Origin of the sequence: Pseudomonas sp. TWRC1-2 (genome assembly GCF_049896685.1) — a bacterium.
Classification (GTDB): Bacteria; Pseudomonadota; Gammaproteobacteria; order Pseudomonadales; family Pseudomonadaceae; genus Aquipseudomonas.
Window position 1 is genome coordinate 336,757 of the sequence record NZ_JAFCUU010000001.1, and the last position, 17,821, is coordinate 354,577.

Here is a 17,821-nt window from a genome sequence, read left to right on the forward strand (position 1 = left end):
GATCAGCGCTCGACATGGCCAACCCCCTCGAAAATCCCTTGTATTACTTGCATAACTTCCGCCAAGTCCTGCAGTGGCTGATGCAGCGCTATGCGGATTTGCTTGATGCGGACGAACAGCATTTCATTCAGCAATTTGACAGGTTGCCGCAAGCGTCACAGGCGCTGTTGGTGCGCATGGTCATGCGCAAGGGCATGCATTTTCGCGCAAGCAAGCTCAATTACCTTGAGATTGGTTGCACACGCTCGGCCGCCCTGGCGTTGATTGAGCAGGGTTGGGTCGATGATCAAGGCGCGCTGTGCGTTGAAGAGCTGTTCGCCGTGCTGCAAAAAAGTGAAGTCCTCGCTGCCTTCAAACCCTGGATTGATCAACCCAAAGCCAAGAAAACCGACTGGCTGGCATCACTGACGCAGCATTTTACGCAGCAGCGCAGCTTTGCCCAGTGGTGCCCGGACCTGAGCGATGCACTGTACAGCCTCACCGTGATGGACCTGTGCGACCGCTTGCGTCTGATGTTCTTTGGCAATCTGCACCAGGACTGGTCAGAGTTCGTGCTGGCCGACCTTGGCATCTACACCTACGAAAAAGTCGAGTTCTGCGCCGAGTCCCGCGGCCTGCGCACCCGTGACGACGTCGTCGGTTTTCTATTTCTGCATCAATGCCAGCAGGCCTTTGAAGCGGGGGAGGCACTGGACGGCGTACTCGCGCAAATCGCTACGCTGTGCACCGATAACCCGTGGCTGGAAAAGCGTCGCGCCAAGCTGTTGTTCCAGATCGGCCAGTACTGCGAACGCAGCGCCGAACTCGACCTGGCGCAACGCATTTACCGCCAATGCGCCTATCCCGGCGCCCGGTCACGCCTGATTCGCGTGCTGGAGCGCCAGGAGGACTATCCGCAAGCCATGGCCCTGGCGTGCGCCGCGCAACAGGCTCCGGAAAGCGCCGCCGAACAGCAACACCTGCTGCGCGTGCTGCCACGCCTGCGCCGCAAGCTGGGGGAGCCGGCGCTGCCCAAGGCCAAGCCGCGGCCCGTCACGCGTCTGGACCTGGCGTTGGAGGTGCCGCAGCCGCTGATGTCGGTGGAGTACTGCGTGCAGGCGCACCTCAGCGAGCCCGACGCGCCGGTGCATTACGTCGAGAATGGCCTGATCAACTCCCTGTTCGGTCTGTTGTGCTGGGAGGCGATTTTTGCACCATTACCCGGCTCGTTTTTCCACCCGTTCCAGCGCGGGCCGGTGGACTTGCACAGTGAAGATTTCCATCAGCGCCGCGCGCCGTTGTTTGCGGCGTGTTTCGAGCAGCTTGGCGATGAGCGTTACAAGGCCACCATCCGCCAGCGTTACGTCGACAAATGGGGCATCCAGTCGCCATTCGTGTTCTGGAACCTGCTCAGCGAAGACCTGCTGCAGCAAGCACTGGACTGCTTGCCCGCCGAACACCTGCGCTACTGGTTTGAACGCTTGCTGCTGGACATCCGCGCCAACCGCGCCGGCATGCCGGACCTGATCCAGTTCTGGCCCGCCCAGAAGACTTACCGCATGATCGAGGTCAAGGGCCCCGGCGACCGGCTGCAGGATAACCAGCTGCGCTGGCTGGAGTTCTGTGGCGAGTATCAGATGCCGGTGACTGTCTGCTATGTGCGCTGGGCGCAGTCGGCTTGAGCTACAGCGTCGCGGTGCGCGCGCTGTGTGAATTCACGGCCAAGGTCGGCGACCTCGACCTGCGCTTCACGCCGTCGCCCAGCGCCCAGGAAGGTATCGTCGGCCACCGCACCGTGGCGTCGCGGCGCAGCGCGCACTACCAGAACGAAGTCGCGCTGGAAGGCGAATACCAACAGCTCAAAGTACGGGGCAGGGCGGACGGCTACGACCCGGACAGCAATCGCCTGGAAGAAGTGAAAACCTATCGCGGCGACCTCGACGCCCAGCCCGCCAACCACCGTCAATTGCATTGGGCGCAGGTCAAGGTATACGGCTGGTTGATGTGCCAGAAGCTTGGCCTTGGTGAAATCGACCTGGCACTGGTGTACTTCGACATCGTCGGCGAGGGCGAAACCCTGCTCAACCAGCGCTTTGCAGCGGCCGACCTTGAACTGTTCTTCAACCAGCAGTGCGCGTTGTTCCTGGGCTGGGCCCAACAGGAAATGCAGCACCGCGACGCGCGCAACAGCGCCGCCCAGCGCCTGGCGTTCCCCCACGCTGACTTTCGCCCCGGCCAGCGCGCCCTGGCAGAATCGGTCTACAAAGCCGTGAGTACCGGCCGTTGCCTGATGGCGCAAGCGCCCACTGGCATCGGCAAAACCGTCGGCACGATCTTTCCGCTGCTCAAGGCCCTGGCGCCACAGCATCTGGACAAGGTGTTCTTCCTCACCGCCAAGACGCCGGGCCGCAAGCTGGCCCTGGACGCCGCCCAAGTCCTCTACGACAGCAGCCCCGATTTGCCGCTACGCGTGCTCGAACTGGTGGCGCGGGACAAGGCCTGCGAACACCTGGACAAAGCCTGCCATGGCGATTCCTGCCCCTTGGCCAAAGGCTTTTACGATCGCCTGCCGGCCGCGCGCACGGCCGCGTCCAGGGTGCGCCTGCTGGACCAGCGCAACCTGCGCGACGTGGCGCTGGCCCATGATGTTTGCCCGTATTACCTGAGCCAGGAAATGGCGCGCTGGACCGACCTGGTGGTGGCTGACTACAACTACTATTTCGACTTTGGCGCCATGCTGTTCGGCCTGGCCCAGTTGAACCAATGGCGCGCCGCCGTGCTGGTGGACGAAGCCCACAACCTGGTGGAGCGTGCGCGTTCGATGTACAGCGCCAGCCTTGACCAATACAGCCTCAAGACCCTGCGCGACAGCGCACCCGAGCCGCTGAAGAAACCCTTGCAACGCCTGAACCGCGAATGGAACGCCCTGCACAAGGACCAGCTCGCGCCATACCAGGCCTACTCCAGCAAACCCGAAAAACTGCTGCAGGCCCTGAGCCTCTGCACCAGCGCCATGGGCGACTACTTCAACGATCACCCCGAGGCCCTCAGCGGCGAGCTGCAGGCGTTTTATTTCGAAGCGCTGCAATTTGCCAAAGTCGCCGAACTGTTCAACGAACACTTCATCTTTGATATCAGCAAACGTCAGTTCGGTGGCAAGCGCAGTGCTTCAACCCTGTGCCTGCGCAATGTGGTGCCGGCCGAATTCATTCGGCCCAGGCTGACCGCCGCGCGCAGCAGCGTGCTGTTTTCCGCGACCCTGAGCCCACGCCACTATTACGCCGACCTGCTCGGCCTGCCGGCGGATACTGCGTGGATCGACGTGGAATCGCCGTTCAAGGCCGAGCAATTGCAGGTGCGTATCGTCGATGCGATTTCCACGCGGTTTGTGCACCGCCAAGCCTCGCTGGCACCGATCGTGGAGCTCATCGCCGGGCAATTCGCGCAACGGCCCGGCAACTACCTGGCGTTTTTCTCAAGCTTCGATTACCTGCAACAGGTGGCGCAGTTAATGGCCGAGCGTCACCCGCAGGTGGCGCTGTGGTTGCAGTCACGCGGCATGGCCGAGGCCGAACGGCAGGGTTTTCTCAACCAGTTTACCCAGCACAGCCAGGGCATCGGCTTTGCCGTGCTGGGCGGTGCGTTTGGCGAAGGCATTGATTTGCCCGGCGCACGCTTGATTGGCGCCTTCATCGCCACCTTGGGTTTGCCGCAACTGAACCCGATCAACGAACAGATGAAAGCGCGCATGGCGTCGATTTTCGGCTCCGGTTACGACTACACCTACCTGTACCCCGGCATTCAGAAAGTGGTGCAGGCGGCGGGGCGCGTGATTCGCAGCCAGCAGGATGAGGGCGTGGTGATGTTGATTGACGACCGCTTTGGCGAAGCGCGGGTTCGCCAATTATTGCCGCGCTGGTGGGCGCCCGTCACTCAAGCGTGATGCCGCTCAGTTGTTCACTCAGCGCCCAGCGTTTTTCGGCTTGCTGCGGATCGATGCCCAGGCGTGAATGCCGCTGCGCTGGGTGTGATCTTTGGTGGGTGTGGCGACTTCACAGTCCTCGCAATACAGGCCGCCCATTTCTTCAAGTTGCGGGCTGACGCCACACCACACCAGCGTCGCGGCGCCTTGTGCGGGGCTTTTGTAATGGCTGGCCGCGCGCGCAGTGCCGTGTTCATCCAGCGCGCCGACGAACGCCAAGTCCTTGTTGTCCAGATGCCGAACCAGGTCAGTAAGGATTTCGCCGGGGTGCACCGATTCAACGCCTTGTATGCCGTGCAGATTGCGCTGCGCCTTTTGCGCGTCACGCGCAGTGACGATCACCCGTGCTCCGGCACTTGCAAGTGCGCGAGTGGTTTCCAGACCAATTCCGGAGTAACCGCCGGTGACGATGGCGGTCATACCGCGCAAGTTTTTAGCGGCCAACGCTTGCAGCGCGGTGGTACTGGCACCAAAACCACTGTTGAGGGGGGCTTGTTTGTGCGTCATAGCCGTTCTCCATTTGGGGTAGGGCTATGTTCTTCTTCGGCGGTCGGACGCGGAATGCCCTAAAGTCTGTGTTTCTATCGCGATCGTCCGGAGATTTTTATTATGGATACTCTCTCCGAGGTATTGGCCCGCTTGAAAAGCCACCGCACGTTGTTCGCGGGCTTAAGGGCCGGCGGCACGTGGGCGGTGAATTTTCCGGCGCCGCAGGGCATCAAGTTCAATGCCGTGGTGGCGGGCAACTGTTGGCTGGAAGTGGAGGGCGAGCCGGTGCCCATCGCTTTGAGCGAGGGCGATTGTTTTTTACTGACACACAACCGTCCGTGGAGATTGTCCAGCAACCTTGCACGGGAGGGCGTTGACGCGCGCGACGTTTACCGCGAGGCGGTGGGCGGCATCGCCCGCGTGGGCGACGCGCAGGATTTGTTTCTGATTGGTGGGCTGTTCACCTACGGCGATGATGCGCGTTTGTTGCTCGATGGGTTGCCGCCAGTGGTGCGTATCAGCGCCAGGTCCGAACAGGCCGGCGTATTGCGCTGGTGCCTGGAGCGGCTGGCCCTGGAATATGCCGGCCCAAGACTCGGCGCGGCATTGATGACCGAGCATTTGGCGCAAATGATGCTGGTGCAAATCCTGCGGCTCTATCAATCTTCCCTGGGTGCCAGCACTCAAGGCTGGTTGGCGGCATTGACCGATCCTCGGCTGGCACCGGTACTTGCGCAAGTGCACGCCGAACCGGCGCGGCGTTGGACCTTGAGCGACATGGCCCGCATCGCCAGTCAGTCCCGTTCGACGTTTGCGTTGCGCTTCAAGCAGCAGGTCGGGATGGCCCCTCAGGAGTACCTGACCCGCTGGCGCATGCACTTGGCGATAAAGGCCTTGAACACCTCCGGCAGCAGTGTGTCCAGCATCGGCCAGGCGTTGGGGTACCAGTCGGACAGCGCCTTCAGCAGCGTATTCAAGCGTCAGATGAAGTGCACCCCACGCGAATACCGCGAGCGCTCCCTCCATAACCTTCACACCATCGATCACAAGGAAGCCAGTGATGAGCGATATCCAGCATGACAAGGTTCAGGTCAACGGTATTGAGTTGAGCGTCCACATCGCCGGGCCCGTGCACGGCCAGCCGATCTGGCTGCTGCACGGGTTTCCGGAGTGCTGGCACTCCTGGCGCGAGCAGATTCGCGCGCTGGCCGGCGCCGGGTATCGGGTGTTCGCGCCCGACATGCGCGGCTACGGCGAATCGAGTTCGCCTGCCGAGGTCGCCGATTACGAGTTACTGACCTTGTGCGCCGATATTCAGCAGGCCATGGACCATTTCGGCCATCAACAGGTGGTGATGGTCGGCCACGACTGGGGCGCCGTGGTGGCCTGGCATCTGGCGTTACTGGAGCCTGCGCGGGTCGCCCGCTTGATCACGATGTCCGTGCCGTTTGCAGGACGTGCGCGGCGCCCGGTGATCGAGATCATGCGCGAGCTGTACGCCGAGCGCTTCAACTACATCCTGTATTTCCAGGCACCGGGCGTAGCCGAGCGGGAACTGGATGCCGACATCGAGCGCACGTTGCGGCTGTTCATGCAGGATCAGGACGTGTTCCTGCAGAAAAAGCCAGCCAACGCCACCCTGTTCGACGGCGTCTCGGCCCCCGGCGCATTGCCGACGTGGTGTACCCAAGCGGACTTGGACGTTTACGTGCAAACCTTCCGCAAGCGCGGTTTTCGTGGCCCGCTGAACTGGTATCGCAACTTTGAGCGCAACTGGCAGCGCACCGAGTTCCTCGCCGGCCAGCCCGTGCTGCAACCCACATTATTCCTGATTGGCGACCGTGATCCGGTCGGCGTGTTTGAAGCCCACACCCTCAAGCGCATGCCCGACGCAGTGCCCAACCTGCACCAGCAGGTGTTGGCCAACTGCGGTCACTGGATCCAGAACGAACAGGCCGAGCGGGTCAACGCGCTGATGCTCGCGTTTCTAGCGAGAACCTGAAGGTCGCCCCATGGCCTGGGCGCTCCACCAGTTGGATGCTGCGCCCGTGCAATTGCAGGATGCGGTGCACGATGCGCAGGCCCAGGCCGCCATCGCGGCGTGCGCCGCCGATGGTGAACGCGCGCAGGAACAAGCCTTCGCGCAGCTGCGCGTCGATGCCCGGGCCGCTGTCGCTGACGGTCACCGCCACACAAGTAGCCTCGGGTGCCAGGATCACTTCGACTTCACCGTTTACCGGGGTGTGCCGCAAGGCGTTGTCCAGCAGGTTGGTCAGCACACGTTCGATCAGGCCCAGGTCGGCCAGCACCGTTGGCACCTGTGGCGGCAGCGTGGCGGTGAGGGTAATGGAGCGGGCTTCGGCGGTGAGTGCGAATTTCTGGAAGATGTCTTGCACCAGGTCCGGCAGGGAAAAGCCTTCGATCACCGGCTGCACAAAACCATGTTCCAGGCGCACCAGCTCCAGCAGTGACTGGGCCAACCCGCCCACCTTGCGGCTTTGGTCGAGGGCGATGCCCAGGTAACGGCGGCGCTCGTCGGGGCTGAGGCTGGCGTCCTTGAGGGACAGGGTTTCCAGGTAGCCGTGCAGCGACGCCAACGGCGTGCGCAGGTCATGGGAGATGTTCGCGACCATTTCGCGGCGTTCCTGGTCCTGATGGGTGATGGCGCGCCATTGTTCGCCCAGGCGGTTTTCCATTTGCACGAAGGCATGGTCGAGTACTGCGATTTCATCGCCGCTGTCGAGTTCGGGGGTGTTGATTTGCGCAGGTTTAGGGGCGCCGTTGATGTCGAACCGGCCCACCTTGTCGGTGAGTTGGCGCAGCGGTCGGGTGATCCAGGCAAAGGCGATCAAGCCGGCCAACAGGCAGAGCAGGGCGACCAGGCCGATGGACCACAAGGCAATCTTCAGCGCCATGCCGGTCGCGTCTTTGGCGTCGTACACATCATGGGCCTCGCCCAACAGCACCACGTACAGAAAGCCGGTTTGCTGGCCGCTGGCCTTGAGCGGCGCCGCGCTGAATACCTTGCGCCCATCGACACTGCGCGGGTCATCGCCGAGGATCGGCAGCATCGCGCCGCTGAGGAATCGGCGCACCGGTGCGAGGTCGACCTTGTCGCGCAGCAAATGCCCGCTGGGCGCGGCATTCCCGACCACACGCCCGTCATTATCGAGCAAGTACACCTCGACACTCGGGTTGACCAGCATCAACTGGCTGAACAGGTTGCGCACCGCCTCGGGCTTGAGGCCGTCGGCGTCCATCAGTTGAGTGTCGCGGGCAATATGCGCCGCCAGGTCGCGCGACAGGCCTTGCACCACTTCCAGTTCATGCATGCGGTTGGAGCGCACCTGCAGCCATGCCGAGGTGCCGCTGCAAATCACCAGCAGCACGGCGAACACCACCGACAGGCGCTGGGTCAGGGTCAGTTTCATGACGCACTCTCGGCAAACTTGTAGCCCCGGCCCCACACCGTGAGGATGAGCACCGGGTTGGCCGGGTCGGTTTCGACTTTGGCGCGCAGGCGGTTGATGTGCGTGTTCACGGTGTGTTCATAGCCTTCGTGGCTGTAGCCCCACACCGCGTTGAGCAGGTCCATGCGCGAAAACACCTTGCCCGGCTGGCGGGCGAAGAAATACAGCAGGTCGAACTCGCGCGGCGTGAGGTCCAGGCGCTGGCCTTGCAGGGTCGCATCGCGGGTCAGCGGGTTGATGAACAGCTGGCCGAGGTCAAGGCTGCCGGCGTCCATCTTCAAGTTGCGCGCCATTGCATCCACGCGGCGCAGTAGTGCCTTGACCCGTGCGACCAGCTCGGGCATCGAAAACGGCTTGGCCAGGTAGTCGTCGGCGCCCAGCTCCAGCCCAAGGATGCGGTGCAACTCGCTGGAGCGCGCGCTGGTGATGATGATCGGGGTGTAGCGCGTCATGGCGCGGGCACGCCGGCAGATTTCCAGGCCGTCGACGCCGGGCAGCATCAAGTCGAGGATCAACGCATCCCAGCCGCCCTGTTCGAGCAGGCGCAAACCTTCGTTGCCATCGGCGCTGTGCACCACCTCAAACTGCTCGTCGCGCAGGTGCAGGCAGATCAAGTTGGCGATATGGGCGTCGTCCTCGACCACCAGGACACGTTTGGGCTGATCCATGCTGGAAACCTTTAGAAACCTTCACTTGTAGTCCGCGCATTGTGCGGGTTTTGCAACAGTGTAGTTATCACGAATTGTTTAACTCTGCGTGAGGATTTCGCGACCGCCCATGGCCCAGGATCACCTCAATGCAAAGGCGCCGGTTACGACAAGACAGGCTTTTATGGCGAGCCAGATCCCCGTGGCGAGCGGGCTTGCCCCGCGTCGGCCTGCGCAGCGGCCCCAAAAAAACCGGGAGCGCTACGCACGCCAACGCGGGGCAAGCCCGCTCGCCACACCAACCCTGCAGCCACACGATCAGCGCCAGCCATCAATGAGGAAAATCCCATGTATTCACGCCGACAAATACTCCTCGCCACCGGCGGCCTGGGTGTCGCCGTCCTGGCCGGCGGCCTGCTCAAACAGCTCAACCTGGTCACCGACGCCGAAGCCGCCGAAACCTTCGAGGTCAACCACACCGAGGCTCAGTGGCGCAGCCTGCTCAGCGCCGAGCAATTCGACATTCTGCGCGAGGAGGGCACCGAACGGCCTTACACCAGCCCACTCAACGACGAGCACCGCACGGGCACTTTCGCCTGCGCCGGCTGCGCGCTGCCGCTGTTCTCCTCGGCCACCAAATTCGACAGCCACACCGGCTGGCCAAGCTTCTGGCAGCCACTGGACAACGCGGTCGCCAGCCACGTCGACACCTCCTTCGGCGTGGTGCGCAAGGAAATTCACTGCCGCCGCTGTGGTGGCCACCAAGGGCACGTCTTCGACGATGGCCCTGCGCCCACCGGCCTGCGCTATTGCATGAATGGCGCGGCCATGACGTTCACGGCGGCTTAAGCCGATGCTTATCAATACTTATAAGGGACGAACCCATGTGGCTTCTGGTTCTCGCGTATCTGGGCGGCGTGCTGACCATTGTCAGTCCGTGCATCCTGCCTGTTCTGCCTTTTGTCTTCGCTCGCACCGGGCAGCCGTTTATGCGCAGTGGCTTGCCGCTGTTAGCGGGGATGGCGGTGACGTTCGCCCTGGTGGCCTCGCTGGCGGCAGTGGGCGGCGGCTGGGTGGTGCAAGTCAATCAATACGGGCGCTGGCTCGCGTTGCTGTGCGTTGCCCTGTTCGGACTCACGCTGTTGCTGCCGCAACTGTCGGAACGCCTGACGCGGCCACTGGTAGCCGCCGGCAGTCGCCTGTCCGAAGCCGCTGGGGCCGACGCCAAACCGCGTCCGGGCGCCTCGTTCCTGATCGGCGTGGCCACCGGTTTGCTCTGGGCACCCTGCGCCGGGCCCATCCTCGGGTTGGTACTGACCGGCGCGGCGCTGCAGGGCGCCAGCATCGGCACGACCTTGCTGTTGCTGGCCTACGCCGCCGGTGCTGCGACGTCACTGGCGCTGGCGCTGCTGGTCGGCGGTAAAGTCTTTGGCCTGATGAAAAAGTCGCTCGGCGCCGGCGAATGGTTGCGCCGCGGTCTGGGCGCGCTGATGTTGGCCGGCGTGGCCGCCATCGCGCTGGGCCTGGACACCGGCGTGCTGTCGCGTTTGTCGACAGCCTCCACCGGCGGCCTGGAACAACGCCTGGTGGACACGCTCAGCGCCAAGCCCGAACAGAAGAGCGGCGCGATGATGGCTGGCGGAGCCATGATGGCGGCGGCCAACCACAGCGATTCGCTGCCCATCGAAGGCGCGTTGCCGGCGCTGGACGGCGCGGTGCAATGGCTCAACAGCCCGCCACTGAGCGCCGAAGCGCTCAAAGGCAAGGTGGTGCTGGTGGACTTCTGGACCTACTCCTGCATCAATTGCCTGCGCAGCTTGCCCTACATCAAAGCCTGGGCCGCGAAATACCACGACCAGGGCCTGGTGGTGATTGGCGTACACGCCCCGGAATTCGCCTTTGAGCGCGACGTGAGCAACGTCACCAAGGCCATGAAGGATCTGGGCATCACCTACCCGGTGGCGATCGACAACAACTATAAAATCTGGCGCGCCTTCAACAACCAGTACTGGCCGGCGCACTATTTTGCCGATGCCAAGGGCCAGATTCGCTATCACCACTTTGGTGAAGGCGATTACGCCGAGTCCGAACGCGTCATTCAGCAACTGCTGCGTGAGGCCGGCGCAACCCACGTCGCCGGTGGCTTGATCGAAGCCGACGCCAAGGGCGTGCAGCAAGCGCCGGATATGAACGAGGTGCAATCGCCGGAAACCTACCTGGGCTTCCAGCGTGCGCAAAACTTCGTCACCACTGGCACCCTGGGCACCGACACCGTGGTGAATTACCCGGCAGCCGGCACCCTGGCGCTGAACAACTGGACCCTGGAAGGCCCATGGAATGTCGGCGGCCAGCAAGCCACCCTTGACCAGGCTGGCGGGCGCATCGTCTACCGCTTCCATGCCCGTGACCTGCACCTGGTTTTGGGCCCGGGTGCCGATGGCAAACCGGTGCGTTTCAAGGTGAGGATTGACGGCCAAGCGCCGGGCGATGCCCACGGCACGGATGTGGCGCCCGATGGCAGCGGCACGGTGACCGAGCAACGCCTTTATCAGCTAGTACGCCAGCCCGGCGCCGTTCAGGACCGCACCTTCAGCATCGAATTTCTCGACCCGCACGTGGCGGCATATGCCTTCACCTTCGGCTGACCCATCAATCTTCAAGTGAAAACCCAATCAATGTGGGAGCAGGCAAGCCAGCTCCCACACTCGACCGCGCTCTGGAGTGAGTTTTATGAGGCTTCTCAACATTTTACCCGCACTGGCCTTCGCCACCTTCGTCGGCCAAAGCTCGGCCTTTTCTTTCGGCGCCGCCGATGACGCGGTGATGATCGCGCCGCCCACGCTCGACCTGCCCGCCGAGTCTGGCAACCTGCAAACCGCGGTGTTCGCCGGTGGCTGCTTCTGGGGCGTGCAAGGCGTGTTCCAGCATGTACAAGGCGTGAAAAATGCCGTGTCCGGCTATGACGGCGGCGCCGCCAACACGGCGCAATACGAGTCGGTCAGCGAGGGCGACACCGGCCACGCCGAGTCGGTGTCGGTGACCTACGATCCGAGCAAGGTCAGCTACGGCAAGCTGCTGCAGATCTACTTCTCGGTGGCCCACAACCCCACCGAACTCAACCGCCAGGGCCCGGACAGTGGCACCCAGTACCGCTCGGAGATTTTCGCGCAGAATGCCGAGCAGCAAAAAGTCGCCCTGGCCTACATCGCACAGCTCGACACCGCCAAGGCCTTCGACAAGCCGATCGTGACCAAAGTGGAGATGGGCAAGGCGTTTTACCCGGCCGAGTCCTATCATCAGGACTTCCTCACCGAGAACCCGTCCTACCCCTACATCGTGATCAACGACCTGCCGAAAGTGGCGCAGCTGAAAAAGCTGTTCCCGGACCAATACCGCGCAGAACCCGTACTGGTAAAAAACCAATAACCAACACAAAACCCATGTGGGAGCGGGCTTGCCCGCGATGGCGTCCGCTCAGTCACCACCCATGCAACTGAACCACCGCTATCGCGGGCAAGCCCGCTCCCACAGTTTTAACCTTTGGTTTTTGCCAGATAAGGCGCCAACCGCCGCCCCATTTCTTCACCCAACGCCTGCAACCCGCTCAGCGGCCGCACCATCACTTCAAACTCAACGATTTGCCCCAACTCATTAAAACGAATCAGGTCAATTCCCTTGAGTTGCTTGTCGCCCACCCGCGCGCTGAACTCCAGCACCACACTGAGCCCGTCGGCCGTGGCCAGTTCACGGTGGTATTTAAAGTCTTCAAACACCGTGATCACGGTGTTCAGAATCATCGACACCACGGGCGCGCCAGGGTAGGGCGTGTGGGCCATCGGGGAGCGGAAGACGGCATCAGGCGCCAGCAGCTCGGGCAGCGATTGCAGATCGCGCCCGGCCAGCATCGCGTGCCAGCGTTGCAACGTCTGGGCGGCGGCGGGGGTCAGTGTCAGTTCGGACATGCGCGGTACCTGTTCTTGGGATGGGAAGGCCTTTCACCTGCCCAACATAAGAGCGGCACCTGAGCAGGGTCAATCACCCGAACTGACAGTTAAGTGACCGCAACTCACACCACTTCCAGGTACGAGCTATGAATCGCCCGTGCCAGCTCACGCACCGTGTCGATAAAGTCCGTCAGGCGGCTGTGCAAGCCGTCCTCCAGAATTTCGTCGATCCCGGTATAGCGCAGGCGCGCCTCGAATTCCGCCGCCAGGCGCTGCGCCGTGCGCCCATAACTGCCGGGCAAGTCCGCGAGGATATGGCTCAACTCCTCGATACACGCGTGCAACGAGCGCGGCACATCACTGCGCAGCAGCAGCAACTCCGACACCGAGCGCGCATTCAAGGCATTCGGGTACAGCTCGGTGTAGGCCTCAAACGACGACAACGCCCGCAGCAGGGCGCTCCATTGGTAGTAGCCGCGCGCCGACAAGTCGCTGACTTCTTCCGACTCCTCGCCAAACATTTCGTAGCGCGCGTCCAGCAAGCGCAAGGTGTTGTCCGCGCGCTCGACGAAGGTGCCCAGGCGGATAAACCGGTACGCGTCATTGCGCATGATGGTGCCGGACGTCGCGCCGCGGAACAGGTGCGAACGCTGTTTGACCCAGTCACAGAAGTGGCTGATGCCGTGGCGCGCCAGGCCACCGGCGGCGATGCTGCGCATTTCCAGCCAGGTGGCGTTGAGGTTTTCCCACATGTCGGCGGTAATGCGCCCGCGTACCGCGTGGGCGTTGCCCCGGGCGGCACGCAGGCAGTTGTAGATGCTGGCGGGGTTTTCTTCGTCGAGGGCGAAGAAGTGCAGCATGAGCGTCGCGTCCAGTTGTTTGTGACGCTCCAGGTAACTTTCCAGGGTGCCGCTGCTGAGCAACGCCATCGCCAGTTCGTCCAGCCCATCGCTGCGCCCGGCCTGGGGCATCAGCGACAGCGAGTAACTGACTTCGAGCATGCGCGCCAGGTTTTCGGCACGCTCCAGGTAACGCGACATCCAGTACAGATCTGCGGCGGTTCTACTCAACATACTCAGCCCTCCACCACCCAGGTGTCCTTGGTTCCGCCGCCTTGCGACGAGTTGACGATCAACGAGCCTTCCTTCAATGCCACGCGGGTCAGGCCGCCGGGCACCAGGCGGGTTTCCTTGCCCGAGAGCACGAACGGGCGCAGGTCGATATGCCGCGGCGCAATGCCGTTTTCGACGAAGGTGGGGCAGGTGGACAGGCTCAGGGTCGGTTGGGCGATGTAGGCGTGGGGGCGTGCCTTGATGCGTTGGCGGAAATCCTCGATTTCGGCGGCGGTGGAGGCCGGGCCGACCAGCATGCCGTAGCCGCCCGAGCCCTGGGTTTCCTTGACCACCAGTTCCGGCAAGTGGGCGAGCACGTGGGACAGTTCATCCGGCTTGCGGCACTGGAAGGTCGGCACGTTTTGCAGGATCGGCTCTTCATCCAGATAAAAGCGGATCATCTCCGGCACGTACGGGTAAACCGACTTGTCATCGGCCACGCCGGTGCCAATCGCATTGGCCAGCACCACATTGCCGGCGCAATAGGCGGCGACCAGCCCCGGCACGCCGAGCATCGAATCGGGGTTGAAGGCCTTGGGGTCGAGGAAAGCGTCGTCGATACGCCGGTAAATCACATCCACCGGCTTCGGCCCGTCGGTGGTGCGCATGAACACCTTGAGGTCGTGCACGAACAGGTCGGCGCCTTCGACCAGTTCCACGCCCATTTCTCGGGCGAGGAAGGCGTGTTCGAAAAAGGCGCTGTTGAAGCGCCCAGGCGTCAATACCACCACGTTGGGGTTGTCGAGGCGGCTGGAGCTTTTCAGGGTCTTGAGCAGCAGGTTGGGGTAGTGGTCCACCGGCGCGATGCGCTGCTTGGCGAACACTTCCGGGAACAGGCGCATCATCATCTTGCGGTCTTCGAGCATGTAGCTCACGCCGCTAGGGGTGCGCAGGTTGTCTTCGAGCACGTAATAGGTGCCGTCGCCGTCGCGCACCAGGTCAACCCCGGAAATATGCGAATAGATGTCGCGGTGCAGGTCCAGCCCGACCATCGCCTTCTGATAACCCTCGTTGCCCAGCACCTGCTCGGCGGGAATGATCCCGGCCTTGATGATGCGTTGGTCGTGATAGATGTCAGCCAGGAACATGTTCAGCGCATTGACTCGCTGGATACAGCCGCGTTCGATCACGCTCCATTCAGTGGCGGGGATGCTGCGCGGAATGATATCGAAGGGGATCAGGCGCTCGGTGTCCTGCTCGTCGCCGTAGAGGGTGAAGGTGATGCCGGCGCGGTGGAACAGCAAATCGGCTTCGCGGCGCCTTTGCGCCAGCAGTTCAGGCGGCGTGTTGGCCAGCCAGCGGGAGAAATCCTGATAATGCGCACGGCACACGCCCTGTGCGTCATTCATTTCATCAAAGAAAGATCGAGCCATTCCAGTACCTTGTCAGTGCCCAGGGATGCTTGGGTGGCACTGCCGCTTTAAAAAACGCATTTTTTTATGAGCCCGTGGCTGATCGTGCCAACAGGCCTGGTCCTTACTTTCTTATGGGGTCGGCTCTGGGTCGGGGGGTAACGAATGCTCCTGAATCCGGGCAGATGAATGGATAAAGCAATGCGTGTGCCGGAACTGAGGCTTGTGTTGATTTAATCCTGCGGGAGCCGGCTGATGGTGACAGCGGAGCGCATTGTGGCGAGCGGGCTTGCCCCGCGTGGGGCTGCGCAGCGGCCCCCAGGAAAACGCAGCAGCGCTGCGCACTGCAACGCGGGGCAAGCCCGCTCACTACAAGGGTGCAGGGCGTGTTCCACAATGGTGCATGAACAAACTTGAACTTCACTGCTCCCCGATTCTTCTAACGAGACTCGCAACCTTGTGGAGCACCGTCGTGCCCAGAATCATCTCCCCGAACACTCCCGAAGCAGCGCTGGACGATCACAGTGAACATAACGCCAAGATTTTTGGTTCGCCCAAGGACCGCCTTGACTTCTATCGCCGCGAAATCCAGTACGAAACCTCCATCCTGGCCAACCGCACCGACGCCTACCTGACGGCGCAATCGTTCCTGGTCATCGCCTTTGTCTCCGGCATGGGCAACCTGAACCCGGAATGGGGCAAGTTTTTCACCTTGATCGTGCCGGTGTTCCTGGCCTCCCTGGGGGTGCTCAGTTCGCTGAATGCCTGGCCGGGGATCCGCGCCGCGTACGAAATCATCGACCACTGGCACTACAAACAAAGTGAATTGCTGCGCAGCGAGCCGGTAATGGGCTTGGCCTATGACGATTCGCCGCTGTTTTGTGAAACCGAGTCGTCGCACAAGGGCTATCGCAAGTCGCTGCTGTTCTCCATGCGCGCGCCATGGCTGTTCATGGTGTTCTGGCTATTGCTGGGCGTCTACGCGTTCTACATCCAGATCGACAACCCTGTGTCTTGAGCACGCGGCTTAAATCGTCGGAACTTCATCGTCCTGCGCGGGACCTTACCTTTACGCAGGATGTGTTTTCCGAAACTGCGAAGAGGTGACCCCATGAACACAAGCAATGATCCGCAAGTCAGCAACCGCAACGACCCGGCCATCGATGGTGGAGAGCCGGCCCCCGGCACTGCCGCCGACGCGCCGAAAGACCCAAAACCTGCCAGCGACCCAAAAGCCAAGGAAAACGACTACAGCCCCGACTTCAAGCCTGAGCCCGAAGCCAAGCCTGAGACGGATGCCGATATCGATACCCAAGGCGGTTAGAGGAGACGGTCATGTCAGATCTAGACGACGAAGAACTTAATGACCCGGGCAACGAAGACCCGGGTTCATTGATGGATGACGCAGAAGTGCCGCTGAACGATCTGGATGACGCGGCCGATGTCGGTCATACCGAAAATCAGGACTGAGCTGCAATTTTTTGAGCTTTCACCTTGGCACGTCGTTCATACCAGACCAGCATCGGCTGGGTACTCAGGCCATGAACGACGATGCTCAAGGCGATCACCGACACCGTAAGGTTCACCGCCACCGCACTGCTGGTGCCGATCAAGCCGTGGTTGAGCGCATAAAACAGGTAGTAGATGCTGCCGATCCCGCGGATACCGAACCAGCCCATCAAACCGCGCTGCCGATAGTCGATCAGGCTGCCCCAAGGCACCGCCAGCACACTCGCCGGCCGGATCACGCAAAACAACAGCGCCGCCACCGGCAGCGCGCGCCAGTCCCAATGACTGACCAGAATGATCCCCAGCAACGTCACCAGGAAAACCTCCATCGAGCGCTCCACCAGGCTGCCGAACGACAACATGTCGCCCATCATCACACCGGCGGCGATCTGCGTGTCTTGCAGTTCACTGACATCACCTTGGAGCGCGCGCGCAGGTTCGACTTCCAGATGGCCCACCACCGGTAATGCCAAGTGCTCGGAGGGCGTCTGCGAATTGCCCGTGGACCTGAACTCTGCCTGGCGCAAGCCGAGCCCGGCGGCGAGCACCGACAAAAAGCCGTAGCCGCCCACGGCCTCGGCTGCCACGTAGGCCAGGGCGATCAACGCCAGCGTCAGGTAATCGTTGGGTGACAAGGTGCTGTCTTCGTTGGTGATGCGCATCCACAAGGTCACGCGGCCAATGCCCCGGCCCATCCAGTAGCCGATCAGCAACCCGGCCGGTACGGCCCACAGCAGGTTTTTCAGCGCCCAACCGCCCAGCCAGTCACCGTCAAAGCCGCCGTGCTGCATGAATAACAGCGCAAAGATCACAAACGGAAACGCCGTGCCATCGTTCAGGCCGGCCTCGCCCGACAGACCAAAACGCAGCGCGTCATAGTCCTGCGCATTGTTGACCTGAACCAGGCCGGCCAGTACCGGGTCGGTGGGCGCGAGAATGGCACCGACCAACAGCGAAACGCCCCAGGAAAGGTCGAACAGGTAATGCAGCGCGAGGCCGCTGCCCAGGATAGTCAGCAACATCACCGGGCCAGCCATGCCAAACGCAATACGCCAGGTGCGATGCCGCAAGGGCAGGCGCAGCTTCAGGCCGCTGACGAACAGCGAAAACAGCACTGCCACTTCGGTTAAGTGCTCCATCCAGCGTGCGGAGGCCTTGATGTCCATCTGCAGCAGGTCCATGCCCAGCGGGCCGATGGCGATGCCCAGCAACAGGCAGACTGCCGAGGTTGTCACCGGCATCCAGCGCAGGTAGGAGGAGGTGAGGGCGAGGGTCAGCAATACCGCGCCGAGTACGGCCAACCAAAGAATAAAAGTCATCGAACGTGCACCGTGGCC

Annotated in this window: 17 protein-coding genes; 10 read left to right on the forward strand and 7 right to left on the reverse strand. The window is 62.2% G+C overall.

The window, feature by feature from the left end:
- The first annotated feature begins 14 nt into the window (after window positions 1-14).
- Together ACP7B3_RS01450 and ACP7B3_RS01455 are read left to right on the forward strand one after the other, a co-directional pair.
- Window positions 15-1,661 (forward strand): VRR-NUC domain-containing protein, encoded by a 1,647-nt coding sequence (locus ACP7B3_RS01450; protein ID WP_426177398.1) that lies wholly within the window; start codon window positions 15-17, stop codon window positions 1,659-1,661.
- Complete coding sequence (locus tag ACP7B3_RS01455; RefSeq protein WP_426177400.1) at window positions 1,658-3,922, forward strand: ATP-dependent DNA helicase; 2,265 nt, start codon at window positions 1,658-1,660, stop codon at window positions 3,920-3,922. Before ACP7B3_RS01450 ends, ACP7B3_RS01455 begins: the two co-directional genes overlap by 4 nt.
- A gap of 18 nt (window positions 3,923-3,940) precedes the next feature.
- Here the strand turns inward: ACP7B3_RS01455 and ACP7B3_RS01460 are convergent, their stop codons facing one another.
- Window positions 3,941-4,468, reverse strand: a complete 528-nt coding sequence (locus ACP7B3_RS01460; protein WP_426177402.1) for an SDR family NAD(P)-dependent oxidoreductase — start codon at window positions 4,466-4,468, stop codon at window positions 3,941-3,943.
- A gap of 102 nt (window positions 4,469-4,570) precedes the next feature.
- Between ACP7B3_RS01460 and ACP7B3_RS01465 the strand changes: the two genes are divergently transcribed.
- Both ACP7B3_RS01465 and ACP7B3_RS01470 read left to right on the forward strand, forming a co-directional pair.
- Window positions 4,571-5,530, forward strand: a complete 960-nt coding sequence (locus ACP7B3_RS01465) for a cupin domain-containing protein (protein ID WP_426177404.1) — start codon at window positions 4,571-4,573, stop codon at window positions 5,528-5,530.
- Window positions 5,511-6,452, forward strand: a complete 942-nt coding sequence (locus tag ACP7B3_RS01470) for an alpha/beta fold hydrolase (RefSeq protein WP_426177406.1) — start codon at window positions 5,511-5,513, stop codon at window positions 6,450-6,452. The genes ACP7B3_RS01465 and ACP7B3_RS01470 overlap by 20 nt, the downstream gene beginning before the upstream one ends.
- Here the strand turns inward: ACP7B3_RS01470 and ACP7B3_RS01475 are convergent.
- The gene (locus ACP7B3_RS01475) at window positions 6,415-7,881 is read right to left on the reverse strand and encodes a sensor histidine kinase (RefSeq protein WP_426177408.1); all 1,467 of its coding nucleotides are present in this window, start codon (window positions 7,879-7,881) and stop codon (window positions 6,415-6,417) included. The genes ACP7B3_RS01470 and ACP7B3_RS01475 overlap by 38 nt on opposite strands.
- Window positions 7,878-8,588 carry a response regulator transcription factor gene (locus ACP7B3_RS01480; protein ID WP_426177410.1) on the reverse strand — a complete coding sequence of 237 codons (711 nt, stop codon included), beginning with the start codon at window positions 8,586-8,588 and terminating at the stop codon, window positions 7,878-7,880. The genes ACP7B3_RS01475 and ACP7B3_RS01480 overlap by 4 nt, the downstream gene beginning before the upstream one ends.
- Window positions 8,589-8,915: 327 nt before the next feature.
- Here ACP7B3_RS01480 and msrB point away from each other — a divergent pair, with 327 nt between their 5' ends.
- The 3 genes from msrB to msrA all read left to right on the forward strand — a co-directional run bounded on the left by msrB (window position 8,916) and on the right by msrA (window position 11,993).
- Window positions 8,916-9,416: a peptide-methionine (R)-S-oxide reductase MsrB gene (msrB, locus tag ACP7B3_RS01485; RefSeq protein WP_119740560.1), complete on the forward strand. Its 501-nt coding sequence runs from the start codon at window positions 8,916-8,918 to the stop codon at window positions 9,414-9,416.
- Window positions 9,417-9,451: 35 nt separating this feature from the next.
- Window positions 9,452-11,212, forward strand: coding sequence for a cytochrome c biogenesis protein DipZ (locus ACP7B3_RS01490; protein ID WP_426177412.1), 1,761 nt, complete (start codon window positions 9,452-9,454; stop codon window positions 11,210-11,212).
- An 85-nt stretch (window positions 11,213-11,297) separates the two neighbouring features.
- Window positions 11,298-11,993, forward strand: coding sequence for a peptide-methionine (S)-S-oxide reductase MsrA (gene msrA / locus ACP7B3_RS01495; RefSeq protein ID WP_426177414.1), 696 nt, complete (start codon window positions 11,298-11,300; stop codon window positions 11,991-11,993).
- A 107-nt stretch (window positions 11,994-12,100) separates the two neighbouring features.
- Here msrA and ACP7B3_RS01500 read toward each other — a convergent pair whose 3' ends face one another.
- From ACP7B3_RS01500 to ACP7B3_RS01510, 3 genes are all read right to left on the reverse strand, one after another.
- Complete coding sequence (locus ACP7B3_RS01500) at window positions 12,101-12,529, reverse strand: nuclear transport factor 2 family protein (RefSeq protein ID WP_119740554.1); 429 nt, start codon at window positions 12,527-12,529, stop codon at window positions 12,101-12,103.
- Between the two features lie 104 nt (window positions 12,530-12,633).
- Window positions 12,634-13,584: an alpha-E domain-containing protein gene (locus ACP7B3_RS01505; RefSeq protein ID WP_145160593.1), complete on the reverse strand. Its 951-nt coding sequence runs from the start codon at window positions 13,582-13,584 to the stop codon at window positions 12,634-12,636.
- A gap of 2 nt (window positions 13,585-13,586) precedes the next feature.
- The gene (locus ACP7B3_RS01510) at window positions 13,587-14,996 is read right to left on the reverse strand and encodes a circularly permuted type 2 ATP-grasp protein (protein WP_242196845.1); all 1,410 of its coding nucleotides are present in this window, start codon (window positions 14,994-14,996) and stop codon (window positions 13,587-13,589) included.
- A gap of 451 nt (window positions 14,997-15,447) precedes the next feature.
- Between ACP7B3_RS01510 and ACP7B3_RS01515 the strand changes: the two genes are divergently transcribed.
- The 3 genes from ACP7B3_RS01515 (at window position 15,448) to ACP7B3_RS01525 (ending at window position 16,445) form a co-directional block, all read left to right on the forward strand.
- Window positions 15,448-15,993: a hypothetical protein gene (locus ACP7B3_RS01515; RefSeq protein WP_145160597.1), complete on the forward strand. Its 546-nt coding sequence runs from the start codon at window positions 15,448-15,450 to the stop codon at window positions 15,991-15,993.
- A gap of 93 nt (window positions 15,994-16,086) precedes the next feature.
- Window positions 16,087-16,299 carry a hypothetical protein gene (locus tag ACP7B3_RS01520; RefSeq protein WP_145160599.1) on the forward strand — a complete coding sequence of 71 codons (213 nt, stop codon included), beginning with the start codon at window positions 16,087-16,089 and terminating at the stop codon, window positions 16,297-16,299.
- A gap of 11 nt (window positions 16,300-16,310) precedes the next feature.
- Entirely contained in the window at window positions 16,311-16,445 is a 135-nt protein-coding gene (locus tag ACP7B3_RS01525) for a hypothetical protein (RefSeq protein WP_277933608.1), read from the forward strand.
- Here the strand turns inward: ACP7B3_RS01525 and ACP7B3_RS01530 are convergent.
- The gene (locus ACP7B3_RS01530; RefSeq protein WP_426177418.1) at window positions 16,436-17,803 is read right to left on the reverse strand and encodes a cation:proton antiporter; all 1,368 of its coding nucleotides are present in this window, start codon (window positions 17,801-17,803) and stop codon (window positions 16,436-16,438) included. The genes ACP7B3_RS01525 and ACP7B3_RS01530 overlap by 10 nt on opposite strands.
- Window positions 17,804-17,821: the final 18 nt, after the last annotated feature.